The sequence below is a fragment of the Azospirillum sp. CT11-132 genome (assembly GCF_047302835.1).
Taxonomy (GTDB): domain Bacteria; phylum Pseudomonadota; class Alphaproteobacteria; order Azospirillales; family Azospirillaceae; genus Azospirillum.
The window spans coordinates 1901802-1915698 of sequence record NZ_JBGLZA010000003.1 but is presented as its reverse complement, the minus strand read 5'-3'; the positions used below and the strand labels follow the sequence as shown (position 1 = coordinate 1915698).

The window sequence follows — 13897 nt, the reverse complement described above, 5'->3', positions numbered from 1 at the left end:
CATGATCTCCAAGCTTCGTCTGCGCGTTCAGCGGCAAACCCTGCTGACCGTGCTGCCGGTTCTTCTGCTGCTGGTGGTCATCGCCTTCGCCGCCGGCGCCCCGGCCCGCACCCGCGGCACCGATGCCGAAGCGCTGACCATGATCGACCGCGCCGAGCAGCTGCTGGAGCGGATCGGTCCGGACGCGGCGGCCGAAGCCTTTGTCGCCCATGATAGCGCTTTCACCGACCGCGACCTCTATCCGATGCTGCTGGACGACACCGGCGTGATGGTCGCCCATGGCTGGACCGCGACGCTGAACGGGTCGAACCTGAAGGAGCTGCGCGACGTCGACGGCAAGCCCTTCATCCGCGAGGCGCTGGACGGGGTGGCGCGCGCCGGCCGTACCGACGTCACCTATCAATGGATCGACCCGCTTACGGGCCAAGTCGCGCGCAAGACGATGCACGCCCGCCGTCTGGTTCTGAACGGCAAGCCCTACATGCTGGCGGTCGGCGTCTATCGTTGAGGCTTTTATGAAACTGCTGCGGCGGGATGCCGCAGGTCGCTTTTTTACATGGTGAAAATTTCAGCGGCCAAATCCACGGGGCCAAATCCGAGGAAGGTCAGGGCGACCGCGGCCGGCGCGGGCGCCAGATCGACAGGCATTCGGCGGCGTTGTCACCGGCCCCGATGCCGTACCAGCCCGAGCGGTCGTGGAAGGACAGGCTGTAGCGGCCCTTGGCGTCGCGTTCGAAGCGGAAGACCGGGCGGTCGACCTCCGGCAGCAGCACCAGAAGCCGGTCGTGGGTGCGCCCCGACTCGCGCAGCACGCCGACCCAATGCCCGTCGCGAATCTTCGGTTCGGCCACGGCGGCGAAGGCGTCCAGATCGTCCGGGGTAAAGCGGGCGCGGCTGAACTGGATGACGTTGGGCGCGCGCTCCTCCAGCCGGGAGCCGGCGCCGGCGTCGGTGTCCGCAGGGGTGTCGGTCGTCGGCAGGATGGTCATGGCGGATAAGGCCTCTGGTCTCTCGGGACCGGCTGCGGCGGGGCAAAACGACAGGAATCCCAAGGTCGGATCGGCCGCCCGCACGGTTCCGGCCGACCGTGGATCAGATTGGTTAACCTTGAATTAAACCGGGAATAGGGCCACATCGAAGTCACAGCCGGTATGACCAGTCGAGCGTTGCCCGAGTCCTCGGCGAACGCAGTTGCGACCAATGATTCCGCAGTTGCTCAAAACGCCGCAGCCAAATTGTCCAGACCCCGTTGCGTGGTGGCGATTCCTGTGATATTGGACCGCTCGCTTTCGCGGCCGGGGTGTTTGTGCCTCGGGTTGACACCCTATAAGGCCGCCGAATTCACCGTCTACCGAACTCAATTCGAGGGATCAGGTGGCATCCGAAGGAACAGGCGTATCCGAACTCGCCGCGCGTTACTCCACCGCGCTGTTCGAGCTTGCGGACGAAAATCAGGCGTTGGACACGGTCGCGAGCGATCTGGCCACGCTGAAGCAGATCCTGGCCGAGAGCGCTGACCTCCGTCGCCTCGTCCGCAGCCCCGTCATCAGCCGCGCCGATCAGGGCAAGGCCATGGCCGCTGTCCTGGACAGCGCCGGCGTGTCCGATCTGACCAAGCGCTTCATCGGGCTGGTGGCGGCCAACCGCCGCCTGTTCTCGATCGACGGGATGATCGAAGGCTTCCTGGCCGAGCTGGCCCGGCGTCGCGGCGAGGTCACGGCGCAGGTCACGACGGCCCAGCCGCTGAACGACGCCCAGCGCGACGCCGTCATCGACGCGCTCAAGGCGTCCATCGGTTCCAAGGTGTTGGTGAACACCTCCGTCGATCCGGAGCTGATCGGCGGCATGATCGTTAAGTTCGGCTCGCGCATGGTCGATACCTCGGTGCGCACGAAGCTGAACAAATTGCAACTCGCCATGAAGGCCTCAGGGGGATCAGTCTGATGGATATCCGCGCCGCAGAAATCTCTGCGATCCTCAAGCAGCAGATCGCGAATTTCGGGACCGAGGCGGATGTCGCCGAGGTTGGTCAGGTCCTGTCGGTGGGTGACGGCGTCGCCCGCGTGCACGGCCTGGACAACGTCCGCGCCGGCGAAATGGTCGAGTTCCCGGGTGGCCTGCAGGGCATGGCGCTGAACCTCGAGACCGACAATGTCGGTATCGTGATCTTCGGCGACGACCGCGGCATCAAGGAAGGCGACACCGTCAAGCGCACCGGCACTATCGTCGACGTTCCGGTCGGCCGTGGCCTGCTGGGCCGCGTGGTCGACGGCCTCGGCAACCCGATCGACGGCAAGGGTCCGCTGGTCGACGTCGAGCGCAAGCGCGTCGAGGTGAAGGCCCCCGGCATCATCCCGCGCAAGTCGGTGCACGAGCCGATGCAGACCGGCCTGAAGGCCGTCGACAGCCTGGTTCCGATCGGGCGCGGCCAGCGCGAGCTGATCATCGGTGACCGTCAGACCGGCAAGACCGCCGTCGTCATCGACACCTTCCTGAACCAGAAGCCGATCAACCAGGGCGACGACGAGAGCAAGAAGCTCTACTGCATCTACGTCGCCGTCGGCCAGAAGCGCTCCACCGTCGCCCAGATCGTCAAGACCCTGGAAGACGCCGGCGCCATGGAATACTCCATCGTCGTCGCCGCCACCGCGTCGGAGCCGGCTCCGCTGCAGTTCCTGGCGCCGTACACCGGCTGCACGATGGGCGAGTATTTCCGCGACAACGGCATGCACGCCCTGATCGTGTACGACGATCTGTCCAAGCAGGCCGTCGCCTACCGCCAGATGTCGCTGCTGCTCCGCCGTCCGCCGGGCCGCGAAGCCTATCCGGGCGACGTGTTCTACCTCCACAGCCGCCTGCTGGAGCGCGCCGCCAAGATGGGCGACGCCCATGGCAACGGCTCGCTGACCGCCCTGCCGGTCATCGAGACCCAGGCCGGCGACGTGTCCGCCTACATCCCGACCAACGTGATCTCGATCACCGACGGTCAGATCTTCCTGGAAACCGGCCTGTTCTATAAGGGCATCCGTCCCGCCATCAACGTCGGTCTGTCGGTGAGCCGCGTCGGCTCCGCCGCCCAGATCAAGGCGATGAAGCAGGTCGCCGGCACCATCAAGATGGAACTCGCGCAGTACCGCGAGATGGCCGCCTTCGCCCAGTTCGCCTCGGACCTCGACGCCTCGACCCAGCGCCTGCTGGCCCGCGGCGCCCGTCTGACCGAGCTGCTGAAGCAGGGCCAGTTCCAGCCGCTGCCCGTCGAAGAGCAGGTCGTGTCGATCTTCGCCGGCGTGAAGGGCTACCTGGACGCCATCCGCGTCGAGGACGTGAACCGCTTCGAGGCCAAGTTCCTGTCGGAAATCCGCGCCAAGGGCGCCGATATCCTGGCGGCGATCCGCACCGACAAGCAGATCACCTCGGCGACCGAAGAGAAGCTGAAGGCGTTCCTCGACGGCTTCGCCAAGGTCTTCGCCTGACCGACCGCGCGCGGGGGCGGGAAACCGCCCCCCACCGTCTTGTAGAGACGGGCACGGAACGACCTCGAGCGGAATTGAAGGGCCGGCATGCCTAACCTCAAGGACCTAAAGAACCGGATCGCGAGCGTCCAGTCGACGCGCAAGATCACCTCGGCCATGAAGATGGTCGCGGCTTCCAAGCTGCGCCGCGCTCAGGAGCAGGCGGAAGCCAGCGGTCCCTACGCGGAGCGTATGGGCCGCATGCTGTCCTCCCTGGCCGCCAACGTGCAGGACAGCGGCAACGGCCCGAAGCTGATGACCGGAACGGGCGCCGATCAGGTGCATCTGCTGGTTGTCATCAGCTCCGACCGCGGTCTGTGCGGCGCCTTCAACGGCTCCATCGTCCGCGAGGCCAAGCGCCAGATCGTCCGCCTGCAGGGCGAGGGCAAGACCGTGAAGCTGCTGACCGTCGGCCGCAAGGGCCGCGACCAGCTGAAGCGCGAGTTCGCCTCCCTGATCGTCGAGAGCTACGAGGATGTCGGCCGCCGCCGGCTCGGCTTCAGCGACGCCGACATGGTGGCGACGAAGGTGCTGTCGATGTTCGACGCCGGCGAGTTCGACGTCTGCTCGGTCATCTTCAACAAGTTCAAGTCGGCGATCTCGCAGGTCGTCACGGTTCAGCAGCTCATCCCCTTCGCCGTCGCCACCGAGGCCGCCGAGGCCGCCGGCGCGGAAGCCAAGGCGATGTACGAGTTCGAGCCGGACGAGGAGCAGATCCTCGCCGAACTGCTGCCGCGCAACCTGTCCATCCAGATCTACCGCGCCCTCCTGGAGAGCGCCGCGTCCGAACAGGGCGCCCGGATGACCGCGATGGACAATGCGACGCGCAACGCCGGCGACATGATCAACAAGCTGACGATCACCTACAACCGGACGCGCCAGGCCTACATCACCAAGGAGCTGATCGAGATCATCTCCGGTGCCGAGGCCCTGTAACGGCCGCATCCGACACGTAGCGTCCAGCCTATTTGCGCCGGCGACGGCATACCGACACTTACCGAGTTCCTAGGGAGCTTTACTCCATGGCCACCACCAATTCTGTCGGCAAGATCACGCAGGTCACGGGCGCCGTCGTGGACGTGCAGTTCGACGGCGACCTGCCGGCGATCCTGAACGCGCTGCACACCCAGAACGACGGCAAGACCCTCGTTCTGGAAGTGGCGCAGCACCTGGGCGAGAGCACGGTCCGCACCATCGCCATGGACAGCACCGACGGTCTGGTGCGTGGCGCCGAGGTGTCGGACACCGGCGCCCCGATCGCCGTGCCGGTCGGCCCTGAGACCCTGGGCCGCATCATCAACGTCATCGGCGAGCCGATCGACGAGCGCGGCGCGGTCAACGCCGCCCGCTCGCTGCCGATCCACCGTCAGGCTCCGGACTTCGTCGACCAGTCGACGGACGCCGAAGTGCTGATCACCGGCATCAAGGTCATCGACCTGCTGGCTCCCTACGCCAAGGGCGGCAAGATCGGCCTGTTCGGCGGCGCCGGCGTCGGCAAGACCGTGACGATCATGGAGCTGATCAACAACGTCGCCAAGGCGCACGGCGGCGTGTCGGTGTTCGCCGGCGTGGGCGAGCGTACCCGTGAGGGCAACGACCTCTACCACGAGATGATCGAGTCGGGCGTCATCAAGCTCGACGGCCCGGGTTCCAAGGTGGCCCTGGTGTACGGCCAGATGAACGAGCCGCCGGGCGCCCGCGCCCGCGTCGCGCTGAGCGGCCTGACGCTCGCGGAATACTTCCGCGACGAGGAAGGCCAGGACGTGCTGTTCTTCGTGGACAACATCTTCCGCTTCACGCAGGCCGGTTCGGAAGTGTCGGCTCTGCTGGGCCGCATCCCGTCGGCGGTGGGTTACCAGCCGACGCTGGGCACCGACATGGGCGCCCTGCAGGAGCGCATCACCTCGACGAAGAAGGGTTCGATCACCTCGGTGCAGGCCATTTACGTGCCCGCCGACGATCTGACCGACCCGGCCCCGGCCGCCTCCTTCGCCCACCTGGACGCCACCACGGTGCTGTCGCGCTCGATCGCCGAAATGGCCATCTTCCCGGCCGTGGACCCGCTCGACTCGACCAGCCGCATCCTCGACCCGCGCGTCGTCGGTGAGGAGCACTACCAGGTCGCCCGTTCGGTCCAGAAGGTTCTGCAGACCTACAAGTCGCTGCAGGACATCATCGCCATCCTGGGCATGGACGAGCTGTCGGAAGAGGACAAGCTGGTCGTGGCCCGCGCCCGCAAGATCCAGCGCTTCCTGTCGCAGCCGTTCCACGTCGCCGAGGTGTTCACCGGCACGCCGGGCGTGCTGGTCAGCCTGGAAGACACCATCAAGGGCTTCAAGGGCATCGTGAACGGCGACTACGATCACCTGCCGGAGGCCGCCTTCTACATGGTCGGCACCATCGACGAGGCGATCGCCAAGGCCAAGAAGCTGGCCGCCGCCTGATCCCCATCCGGGATTGCGGCATTCCGACCCGGCTCCATCGGCCTCGTGAAGGGGCCTGAGAAAGCCGGGCGGAAATCGACATCAGCACACCCCCTCCCCCCGTCATCGGGGGAGGGGGTTCCTATGAAGAGGCACCAGGAAACCCATGGCCGATAAAGTCGAATTCGAGCTGGTCTCGCCGGAAAAGCTGCTGAAGTCGCAGCCCGTGGACATGGTCGTGGTGCCGGGTTCGGAAGGCGATTTCGGCGTGCTCGCCGGTCATTCGCCGATGATCTCGACCGTGCGTCCGGGTGTCATCGACGTCTATGAGGGCGACCGCGTGGTCGACCGCGTCTTCGTCGCCGGCGGCTTCGCCGAGGTCACCGAGGCCCGCTGCACCGTGCTGGCCGAGGAAGCGGTGGCGCTGACCGACCTGGACCGCGCCACGGTCGAGAAGCAGATCAAGGATCTGTCCGAGGACGTGGACGACAGCAAGTCGGACGCCGAGCGCGCTGCCGCCGAGTCCAAGCTGGCCGTCGCGCGCGCCAAGCTGGACGCGCTGACCCAGACCTCCGCTCACTGAGCGGAGGCCGTTGGCCCGGTTCCCGTCTGTGCGGGATCCTGGAGCCAACGGCATATATCCCTTCGGTCAAACGGGCGGCTTGGGCATCCAGGCCGCCCGTTCGCGTTGCGACTTGGTTGCATGGCGAAAAAGAGCGATTACATTCGAAGGCCTGAACCGTGAACCCCGCCGTACCCAACGGCATAAAGGCGGGGACATGGGAGCGACGGACCCTTTCCCGATATGAACCGGCCGCAACGGCAGCGCGGCCCCGAACGAGGCGGTAGAGCGGACATGGCGCGTGCGCATTGGCGGATCGACGAGCTTCCCTGGGACCGTTTCGACGCCGGCAAGATCGATTCCGATCTGGTCCCGCTGATCAAGGCGGCGGCCCTGGTGGAATTCAACGCCGACGATTACACAGCCTATCTGTGCAACGTCTTCAAGGACGATCCGGAGTTCCAGGAGGCCGCCCGCGGCTGGGCGATCGAGGAGGTCCAGCATGGCGAGGCGCTGGGCCGCTGGGCCGAGCTGGTCGATCCAACCTTCGATTTCCGCGCGGCGGTCGAGCGCTTCCGCGCCGGCTACCGCGTGCCGATCGACCTCGACGCCTCGGTCCGCGGCTCGCGCACCGGCGAGATGATCGCCCGCTGCATGGTGGAGACCGGCACCAGCTCCTACTACGCCGCCATCGGTGATTCGACCGACGAGCCGGTGCTGAAGGAGATCTGCCGCAACATCGCCGCCGACGAGCTGCGCCACTACAAGATCTTCTACACCTACGCCAAGAAGTATCTGGATCGCGAAGGGCTGAACAAGGTGCAGCGGCTGAAGGTGGCGCTGTCGCGCATCGGCGAGTCGGAGGACGACGAGCTGGCCTATGCCTACTACGCCGCCAATGCCCCGGCCGACGCCCCGTACGAGCACAAGCTCTACAACGCCGCCTACAAGCGCCGCGCCTTCGGCCGCTATCGCCGCAAGCATGTCGACCGCGCCATCGCTATGGTGTTCAAGGCTTGTGGGCTGAAGCCGCACACCCGGCTGTGCAGCGTCGCCTCACGCGGGGCATGGTGGTTCATCGACCGTCAGGCCAGAAAGCTGGCGGCGCAGGCGGTCTGACCCCCGCCGCGACGCTGGCGGTTCCGGCCTCTTTGGGGTAGCCATGACGGCGTAAACCACCCAAAGAGGGTCTCGGAGACATGAAGCTCTATTACAAGCCCGGCGCCTGCTCGCTGTCGCCGCACATCGTCCTGCGCGAGGCCGGGCTGCCCTTCGATCTGGTCAAGGTCGATCTCGTCACCAAGACGCTGGCCGACGGCAGCGATTTCCGTGCGGTGAACCCGAAGGGCCAGGTGCCGACGCTGGCGCTCGACGAGGGCGGCATCCTGACCGAGGGTGCCGTGATCGTGCAGTACATCGCCGACAAGGTGCCGGACAGCGGTCTGGTCCCGGCGGCCGGCACGATGGAGCGCTACCGCGTGCAGGAACTGCTGAACTTCATCGGGTCGGAACTGCACAAGGGCGTCGTCCCGCTGTTCCCGATGCTGAAGGAGGTGGTGCCTGACAGCTATCGCGACTTCGCCGCCAAGGTGCTGGGGGCCAAGCTGTCGGTGTTGAACCAGCAGTTGGAGGACAAGGCCTATCTGACCGGCGAGGTCTTCACCGTCGCCGACGCCTATGCCTATACGGTGCTGAGCTGGATGCCGCGCATCAGCTTCGACCTGTCGCCCTGGCCGAACCTGACGGCCTTCGCCGAGCGCGTCGCCGCCCGTCCGGCGGTGCAGGCGGCGCACGCCGCCGAAGCCCAAGGCTGACGGCCGGCCGGTCGGAATAAAAAAGAAGGCCCCGTCTCGGTGAGGCGGGGCCTTTTTTCTTTGTCGGCGTCGCGCGGATCAGGCGGCGCTGGGCTTGCGGCGCAGCGGGGTGTTGCCGCCGGGGGTACCGGCGGCGCGCGGTGCCTGCTTGCCGTTGCCCTGGCTGTTGCCGTGCGACACGGCATGCGGAGCCGGGCGGCGGTCGTGGCGGTTCTGGTCGTTGCGGGCGGCGTCCGGACGCGGCGCACCGGCCGGCTTGCCGGGCTTCTGCGGGGTCTTGGCAGCCTGCGGAGCCTTGGCAGGCTGCTGCGCCGCCTTCGGGGCTGCCTTCGGCGCCGCGTTCGCCGGGCGGGCCTGCTGCTGGTTGCGGTTGTTCTGGTTGCGGTTGCTGCCCGGCGCCTTGGGGCGGGGCGGCGGCTTGGACGAGGCGTGGATCTGCGCCACGTCCACCGCGTGGTAGGGATGGGTGGTGTCGGACGGGATCGGCTGACGGATCGTCTTCTCGATGTCCTTCAGATAGCCGACCTCTTCATGGTCGCAGAAGGACACCGCGCTGCCGTCGGTGCCGGCGCGCGCGGTGCGGCCGATGCGGTGGACGTAGCTCTCCGGCTCGTTCGGCAGGTCGAAGTTGATGACGTGGCTGATGCCATCGATGTCGATGCCGCGCGCGGCGATGTCGGTGGCCACCAGCGCCCGCAATTCGCCGGCGCGGAAGCTTTCCAGCGCGCGGACGCGGGCCGACTGCGACTTGTCGCCATGGATGGCGTCGGCGGCGATGCCGGCCTTCTTCAGATGGTCGGCGATGCGGTCGGCGCCATGCTTGGTGCGGGCGAAGACGATGGTACGGGCCATCGCGCTGTCTTCCAGCAGGTCGGCCAGCAGACGGCGCTTGTCGCTGCGCTCGACGAAGAGGACGCGCTGGTTGATGCGCTCCACCGTCGTCGACTGCGGCGTCACCTCGATGCGCTCGGCATCAGTCAGGATGCTGTTCGCAAGGTCGACCACCGCGTCGGGCATGGTGGCGGAGAACAGCAGGGTCTGCCGTTCCTTCGGCAGCACCGCCACCACCTTCCGCACGTCGCGGATGAAGCCCATGTCGAGCATGCGGTCGGCCTCGTCCAGCACGAACAGCTCGATGCCGCCGAGATTGACGTGGTTCTGCGCCATCAGGTCGAGCAGGCGGCCGGGGGTGGCGATCAGCACCTCCGTCCCGCGGGCGATGGCGGCGACCTGCGGGCTCTGGCCGACGCCGCCATGGATGACGGTGCGGCGAATCGGCAGATGGCGGCCGTAGGTGGTGAAGCTGTCGCCGATCTGCAGCGCCAGTTCACGCGTCGGGGTCAGGATCAGGGCGCGCGGCGACTTGGCGGCCACGCGCTTCTTGTTCTGGAACAGCCGCTGCAGCATCGGCAGCGTGAAGGCGGCGGTCTTGCCGGTGCCGGTCTGGGCGAGGCCCAGCACGTCGCGGCCGGCCAGCAGAAGCGGGATGGCGCCGGCCTGGATCGGCGTGGCCGTGGAGTATCCCTCCTCCGCGACGGCGCGCAGAAGAGGCTCGATCAGGCCGAGGCCGGAAAATTCGGTCATGGAAGCGATGGTCCTGGTCACCAGAATGGGGGCCGCGCCAGGAGGGAGCGGCCGGGCTTGCGCGCTCCGCGGCGGGTTGGCGCGGAGCCGTCGGGCGGCGGGCGATCAGGCGAGCGCAAGTCCTGCGCGGCGCCGGGCGCCGTCCGACCCCGGACAGATAGGGCCGGTGGCTTGATTTGGCAAGCAAACTCGTTGCGCGGCAGGGGTGCGCCTGCCGATTCGGGAGGATCAAGCGGAGGCTGGACGGGAGGAGAGGGGGCGCGAGCCGGCGTCACAATCCTGCGGCATATGGTCGCGCCCCGGAGCCGTCCGTCGGCGCTTACGGCTTCTTGATGATGCCGCAGGCGAGGCGGTCGCCGGAATTGCCGGCCGGCTGGCTGAGGTAATCGTCGGGCTGGGCGTGGATGATGATCGAGGTGCCGCCCTGCTTGAACAGGCCATCGGCACCGTCGGTCAGGCTGACCATGTGGGTGATCGCCTCGAACCCGGCCTTGCCGGCCTCGTTGGCCCAGATGTTGGGAAGCTCGCCGTAATGCATGTGCTCGGATTCGAGACCGTGCTTGGAGCCCTGGGCGCCGAAATGGCCGCCGGCCGCCTTGAAATCGGGGGTGCAGGCGCCGTTCTCATGGATGTGGATGCCGTGCCAGCCCGGCGGCAGCCCTTCCAACTGGCCATGCACCAGGATGCCGTGCGGGAACTTGGTGAAGGTGACGGTGCCCAGCGGCTTGCCCTGGGCATCGGCGATGGCGGCCTGGGCGGCGGGAGCGGGCGCCGGGGCGGCCGGGGCGGACTGCTGGGCCAGTGCCGGAGCGGCTGCCAGCGACAGGCCGGCGAACAGCAGGGCCGGGGCAAGACGCAGATGGCGGGGCGGGGTGCACGACATTCCGGTGGGTCCTCCATATTGGCCGGCGCGGGTGAGCGGCCGGCGGGGTCGCGACTTCGCGTCGCTGCGAAACCGCTCTGGGATTGCGAACGGTTTTCAGTATGATGGGGGTATCGGCAAGCAAAGACCAGGGTTGGGGTTATGACGTCGCGTCTGGAAGCGTTGTGCATGGAGAAGGGGCTGAAGATGACCGGGCAGCGCCGTGTCATCTCCCAGGTGTTGTCGGAGGCGGACGACCATCCCGACGTCGAGGAGGTGCATCGCCGCGCCGTGCAGATCGATCCGCGCATCTCCATCGCCACCGTCTACCGCACCATGCGTCTGCTGGAGGACGCGCAGGTGATCGAGCGCGTCGATCTGGGCGACGGGCGTGCGCGCTACGAAGAGGCGACGGCCGACCACCACCACCACCTGATCGACACCCGCACCGGTCGGATCATCGAATTCGCCAGTCCGGAGCTGGAGGCGATGAAGGAGCGGATCGCCCACGAACTCGGCTACAAGATCGTCGGCCACCGGCTGGAGATCTACGGCGTGCCGCTGGACGACGCCGGTGACGACGCCCGGGATGAGGAGGAGCGTCCATGACCGATCCCCGTTTCTTCGAGGCCGATCAGCCCATCGCCGACGCCATCGCCTGCCGCGATGCGGTGCAGCGCTGCTACTCCGGCCTGTGCCGCTGCGGCCAGCCGGAACGCTATGCGCTGGAGGCGGCGGTGACGGTCTATCGCTATCACCATCCGGAGATCCCGCCGGCCCAGGCGGAGACCATCGTCAGTCATTGGGTGGCGGGGCCGGTTCGGCATTGAGGGGGGTGGGCGAGTGTCGGCTGACGAATGCCCCCACCTAACCTTCCCCGCTCACAGCGGACCTACGGTCCGCCTGTCGCGTCAGCACAAAGCGAAGCTTTGTGCGAGAGCTGGACGGGGGAGGGACTGCCGCTGAACGCCGACAAAGCTCCAATCCCCTCCCCCGCCCAGCGGGGGAGGGTCAGGGTGGGGGCATTCGTCAGTCAGCGCATATATGAAAATAGTCCTTGACCAATACCGCATAAAATCCTAGAACCAATCCTGTCAAGGCGATGGGTCCGCCCCTCGGACCGGTCGCCCGACAGCACCAAAGCTCCCCCCTCGCTTCGGTCCGAAAAGGGCCGGCCGGACACTCGAAGGTCCGGCCGGCCCTTTTCGTTTTCGCGTTTCGCCCGCGGCCGGCGCTGCGTCCCGCACGCATCCCGACAACCGGATGGCGGAACGATCCCTCCCGCCGTCACCCGAGCGGGAGCCGCAGGAACGCGAAAGGAAAATTTCCCCATGTCGACCAGCATCGCCCAGGCTTTCGTCAAGCAGTTCGAGCGCGAGGTCCACGAGGCCTATCAGCGCATGGGCTCCAAGCTGCGCAACACGGTGCGCAGCAAGAACAACGTGCAGGGCGCCTCCACCGTCTTCCAGAAGGTGGGGAAGGGCGCCGCCTCCACCAAGTCGCGGCACGGCGCGGTTCCGGTGATGAACCTGGACCACACGCCGGTGGAATGCGCGCTGTACGATTTTTATGCCGGTGATTGGGTCGACCGGCTGGACGAGCTGAAGACCAACATCGACGAGCGCCAGATCATCGCCAATGCCGGCGCCTATGCGCTCGGCCGCAAGACCGACGAGCTGCTGATCGCCGAGCTGAACAAGTCCGTCAATTATGCCGGCAGCGCCGCCGACGGGCTGACCAAGGCGAAGATCCTGGCCGCCTTCGAGATGATGGGCGAGGCCGACGTGCCGGACGACGGCCAGCGCTATGCCGTCGTCGGCTGGAAGCAGTGGAGCCAGCTGCTGGGCATCGAGGAGTTCGCCAGCTCCGACTATGTCGGCACCGACGAGCTGCCCTGGCGCGGCACCCAGGCCAAGCGCTGGCTCGGCACGCTGTGGCTGCCGCATTCCGGCCTGACGCTGAACGGCGGTGTCCGGCTCTGCCACTGGTACCACAAGACGGCGGTCGGCCATGCGGCGGGCGCCGACGTGAAGACCGACATCACCTGGCACGGTGACCGCGCGGCGCATTTCGTCAACAACATGATGAGCCAGGGCGCCGCGCTGATCGACACCACCGGCGTGGTCACCCTGCGCTGCCTGGAGAGCTGAGCGGGGGAGGGTGATCCCTCCTCTCTTCCGCATCCCTCACAAAAATCCGGAGACTTCGATCCATGGCCTATGCGTCCAAGGATTTGAGCGTGCTCGCCTATGCGAACGGCTTCACGCTCTGGCACTACACCACGCACGACGCGGCGACCGACGTCGACACCGCCGGCTATTTCAACGGCGCGGCCGACCTGCTGCGGGTTGGCGATATGCTGCTGGCCAACTGTGCGGTCGGCGCCGCCACGCCGGCCACCGGCGTGCTGGTGGTGGCGGCCAGCGCCAATGGGGCGGTGGACGTCGCCAACCTGACGCCGTTCGGCAGCGCCAACAGCGACTGATCCGCCGAAGGGGAGAGGCGCCGCACCTCGACCATAGAGGGCTGCGCCTTTCCGGAACCCTGGAAAGGGAGACCCGTCATGGCCCTGACCGCCATCGGCCTGTGCGGCCGGGCGCTGATCAAGCTCGGCGCCACCGCCATCGCTTCCTTCGAGGACGGCTCCGCCGAGGCGGAGGTCGCCGCCGCCCTCTATGCACCGACGCGCGACGCGCTGTTGTCGGCCAATGCCTGGAGCTTCGCCAGCATGCAGGCGACGCTGCCGCGGCTGGCCGAGCCGCCGGTCGCCGATTATGCCTGCGCCTTCCAGCTGCCGGCCGATTTCCTGCGGGCGTTGGGGGCTGGCGGGGGCGGGCGTGGGCGCGGCCTGTCCTATCGCATCGTTGGCCGGACGCTGCTGTGCGATGCCGGCGCCGTCACCCTGTCCTACATCGGCCGCCCGGCGGAGGAGGAGTTTCCCGCCTTCTTCGATCAGGCGCTGATCGCCCGGCTCGCCTCCGAGTTCTGTATCCCGCTGACCGAAAGCTCGACGCGGGCGGAGTTGCTGGCCCAACTGGCCGAAAGCGAGTTCCGCCGCGCCCGCCAGATCGACGCCCAGCAGGACAGTCAGCCCGGCTTCGAGGACTTCACCCTGATCGATGCGCGGGCATGATGGGGAG

At 67.2% G+C, this 13897-nt stretch carries 16 protein-coding genes; 13 read left to right on the top strand and 3 right to left on the bottom strand.

The features are described from left to right. Position 1 precedes the first annotated feature (1 nt). Positions 2-508 carry a cache domain-containing protein gene (locus ACCD06_RS14875; RefSeq protein ID WP_413341514.1) on the top strand — a complete coding sequence of 169 codons (507 nt, stop codon included), beginning with the start codon at positions 2-4 and terminating at the stop codon, positions 506-508. Between the two features lie 97 nt (positions 509-605). Here the strand turns inward: ACCD06_RS14875 and ACCD06_RS14870 are convergent, their stop codons facing one another. Next, positions 606-989 carry a hypothetical protein gene (locus ACCD06_RS14870; RefSeq protein ID WP_109075925.1) on the bottom strand — a complete coding sequence of 128 codons (384 nt, stop codon included), beginning with the start codon at positions 987-989 and terminating at the stop codon, positions 606-608. A gap of 385 nt (positions 990-1374) precedes the next feature. Here ACCD06_RS14870 and ACCD06_RS14865 point away from each other — a divergent pair, with 385 nt between their 5' ends. The 7 genes from ACCD06_RS14865 to gstA all read left to right on the top strand — a co-directional run bounded on the left by ACCD06_RS14865 (position 1375) and on the right by gstA (position 8311). Further along, on the top strand, positions 1375-1944 hold the full coding sequence (locus ACCD06_RS14865; RefSeq protein ID WP_109075926.1) for a F0F1 ATP synthase subunit delta: 570 nt from the start codon (positions 1375-1377) through the stop codon (positions 1942-1944). Continuing rightward, positions 1944-3473, top strand: a complete 1530-nt coding sequence (gene atpA / locus ACCD06_RS14860) for a F0F1 ATP synthase subunit alpha (RefSeq protein WP_109075927.1) — start codon at positions 1944-1946, stop codon at positions 3471-3473. Before ACCD06_RS14865 ends, atpA begins: the two co-directional genes overlap by 1 nt. 87 nt (positions 3474-3560) lie before the next feature. After that, entirely contained in the window at positions 3561-4448 is an 888-nt protein-coding gene (locus tag ACCD06_RS14855; protein ID WP_109075928.1) for a F0F1 ATP synthase subunit gamma, read from the top strand. 86 nt (positions 4449-4534) lie between these two features. Further along, complete coding sequence (gene atpD, locus ACCD06_RS14850) at positions 4535-5956, top strand: F0F1 ATP synthase subunit beta (RefSeq protein ID WP_109075929.1); 1422 nt, start codon at positions 4535-4537, stop codon at positions 5954-5956. Between the two features lie 145 nt (positions 5957-6101). After that, the gene (locus tag ACCD06_RS14845) at positions 6102-6518 is read left to right on the top strand and encodes a F0F1 ATP synthase subunit epsilon (RefSeq protein ID WP_109075930.1); all 417 of its coding nucleotides are present in this window, start codon (positions 6102-6104) and stop codon (positions 6516-6518) included. A 273-nt stretch (positions 6519-6791) separates the two neighbouring features. After that, a complete protein-coding gene (locus tag ACCD06_RS14840; RefSeq protein ID WP_413341510.1) occupies positions 6792-7616 on the top strand; it encodes an acyl-ACP desaturase in 825 nt (274 codons plus the stop codon). A gap of 80 nt (positions 7617-7696) precedes the next feature. Next, positions 7697-8311, top strand: coding sequence for a glutathione transferase GstA (gene gstA, locus ACCD06_RS14835; RefSeq protein WP_413341508.1), 615 nt, complete (start codon positions 7697-7699; stop codon positions 8309-8311). A gap of 78 nt (positions 8312-8389) precedes the next feature. Here gstA and ACCD06_RS14830 read toward each other — a convergent pair whose 3' ends face one another. Continuing rightward, positions 8390-9895 carry a DEAD/DEAH box helicase gene (locus ACCD06_RS14830; RefSeq protein ID WP_109075933.1) on the bottom strand — a complete coding sequence of 502 codons (1506 nt, stop codon included), beginning with the start codon at positions 9893-9895 and terminating at the stop codon, positions 8390-8392. Between the two features lie 319 nt (positions 9896-10214). Next, positions 10215-10778, bottom strand: coding sequence for a superoxide dismutase family protein (locus ACCD06_RS14825; protein WP_413341506.1), 564 nt, complete (start codon positions 10776-10778; stop codon positions 10215-10217). Positions 10779-10919: 141 nt separating this feature from the next. Between ACCD06_RS14825 and ACCD06_RS14820 the strand changes: the two genes are divergently transcribed. The 5 genes from ACCD06_RS14820 (at position 10920) to ACCD06_RS14800 (ending at position 13890) form a co-directional block, all read left to right on the top strand. Beyond that, entirely contained in the window at positions 10920-11366 is a 447-nt protein-coding gene (locus ACCD06_RS14820; protein ID WP_149197905.1) for a Fur family transcriptional regulator, read from the top strand. Next, on the top strand, positions 11363-11587 hold the full coding sequence (locus ACCD06_RS14815) for a hypothetical protein (RefSeq protein WP_109152216.1): 225 nt from the start codon (positions 11363-11365) through the stop codon (positions 11585-11587). The genes ACCD06_RS14820 and ACCD06_RS14815 overlap by 4 nt, the downstream gene beginning before the upstream one ends. Before the next feature lie 501 nt (positions 11588-12088). Beyond that, positions 12089-12907 (top strand): phage capsid protein, encoded by an 819-nt coding sequence (locus ACCD06_RS14810; protein ID WP_109075936.1) that lies wholly within the window; start codon positions 12089-12091, stop codon positions 12905-12907. A gap of 62 nt (positions 12908-12969) precedes the next feature. After that, positions 12970-13242 (top strand): hypothetical protein, encoded by a 273-nt coding sequence (locus ACCD06_RS14805; RefSeq protein ID WP_413341503.1) that lies wholly within the window; start codon positions 12970-12972, stop codon positions 13240-13242. Positions 13243-13320: 78 nt separating this feature from the next. Next, on the top strand, positions 13321-13890 hold the full coding sequence (locus ACCD06_RS14800; RefSeq protein WP_109075938.1) for a hypothetical protein: 570 nt from the start codon (positions 13321-13323) through the stop codon (positions 13888-13890). The last annotated feature ends 7 nt before the right edge of the window (positions 13891-13897 follow it).

Bases quoted from the DNA above. Each gene is read 5' to 3' on its own strand.
- ACCD06_RS14830 (WP_109075933.1), bottom strand. From the start codon at position 9,895: ATGACCGAATTTTCCGGCCTCGGCCTGATCGAGCCTCTTCTGCGCGCC.
- ACCD06_RS14845 (WP_109075930.1), top strand. From the start codon at position 6,102: ATGGCCGATAAAGTCGAATTCGAGCTGGTCTCGCCGGAAAAGCTGCTG.
- atpD (WP_109075929.1), top strand. From the start codon at position 4,535: ATGGCCACCACCAATTCTGTCGGCAAGATCACGCAGGTCACGGGCGCC.
- ACCD06_RS14840 (WP_413341510.1), top strand. From the start codon at position 6,792: ATGGCGCGTGCGCATTGGCGGATCGACGAGCTTCCCTGGGACCGTTTC.
- ACCD06_RS14800 (WP_109075938.1), top strand. From the start codon at position 13,321: ATGGCCCTGACCGCCATCGGCCTGTGCGGCCGGGCGCTGATCAAGCTC.
- ACCD06_RS14855 (WP_109075928.1), top strand. From the start codon at position 3,561: ATGCCTAACCTCAAGGACCTAAAGAACCGGATCGCGAGCGTCCAGTCG.
- ACCD06_RS14870 (WP_109075925.1), bottom strand. From the start codon at position 989: ATGACCATCCTGCCGACGACCGACACCCCTGCGGACACCGACGCCGGC.
- ACCD06_RS14825 (WP_413341506.1), bottom strand. From the start codon at position 10,778: ATGTCGTGCACCCCGCCCCGCCATCTGCGTCTTGCCCCGGCCCTGCTG.
- ACCD06_RS14810 (WP_109075936.1), top strand. From the start codon at position 12,089: ATGTCGACCAGCATCGCCCAGGCTTTCGTCAAGCAGTTCGAGCGCGAG.
- ACCD06_RS14820 (WP_149197905.1), top strand. From the start codon at position 10,920: ATGACGTCGCGTCTGGAAGCGTTGTGCATGGAGAAGGGGCTGAAGATG.
- gstA (WP_413341508.1), top strand. From the start codon at position 7,697: ATGAAGCTCTATTACAAGCCCGGCGCCTGCTCGCTGTCGCCGCACATC.
- ACCD06_RS14815 (WP_109152216.1), top strand. From the start codon at position 11,363: ATGACCGATCCCCGTTTCTTCGAGGCCGATCAGCCCATCGCCGACGCC.
- ACCD06_RS14805 (WP_413341503.1), top strand. From the start codon at position 12,970: ATGGCCTATGCGTCCAAGGATTTGAGCGTGCTCGCCTATGCGAACGGC.
- atpA (WP_109075927.1), top strand. From the start codon at position 1,944: ATGGATATCCGCGCCGCAGAAATCTCTGCGATCCTCAAGCAGCAGATC.
- ACCD06_RS14875 (WP_413341514.1), top strand. From the start codon at position 2: ATGATCTCCAAGCTTCGTCTGCGCGTTCAGCGGCAAACCCTGCTGACC.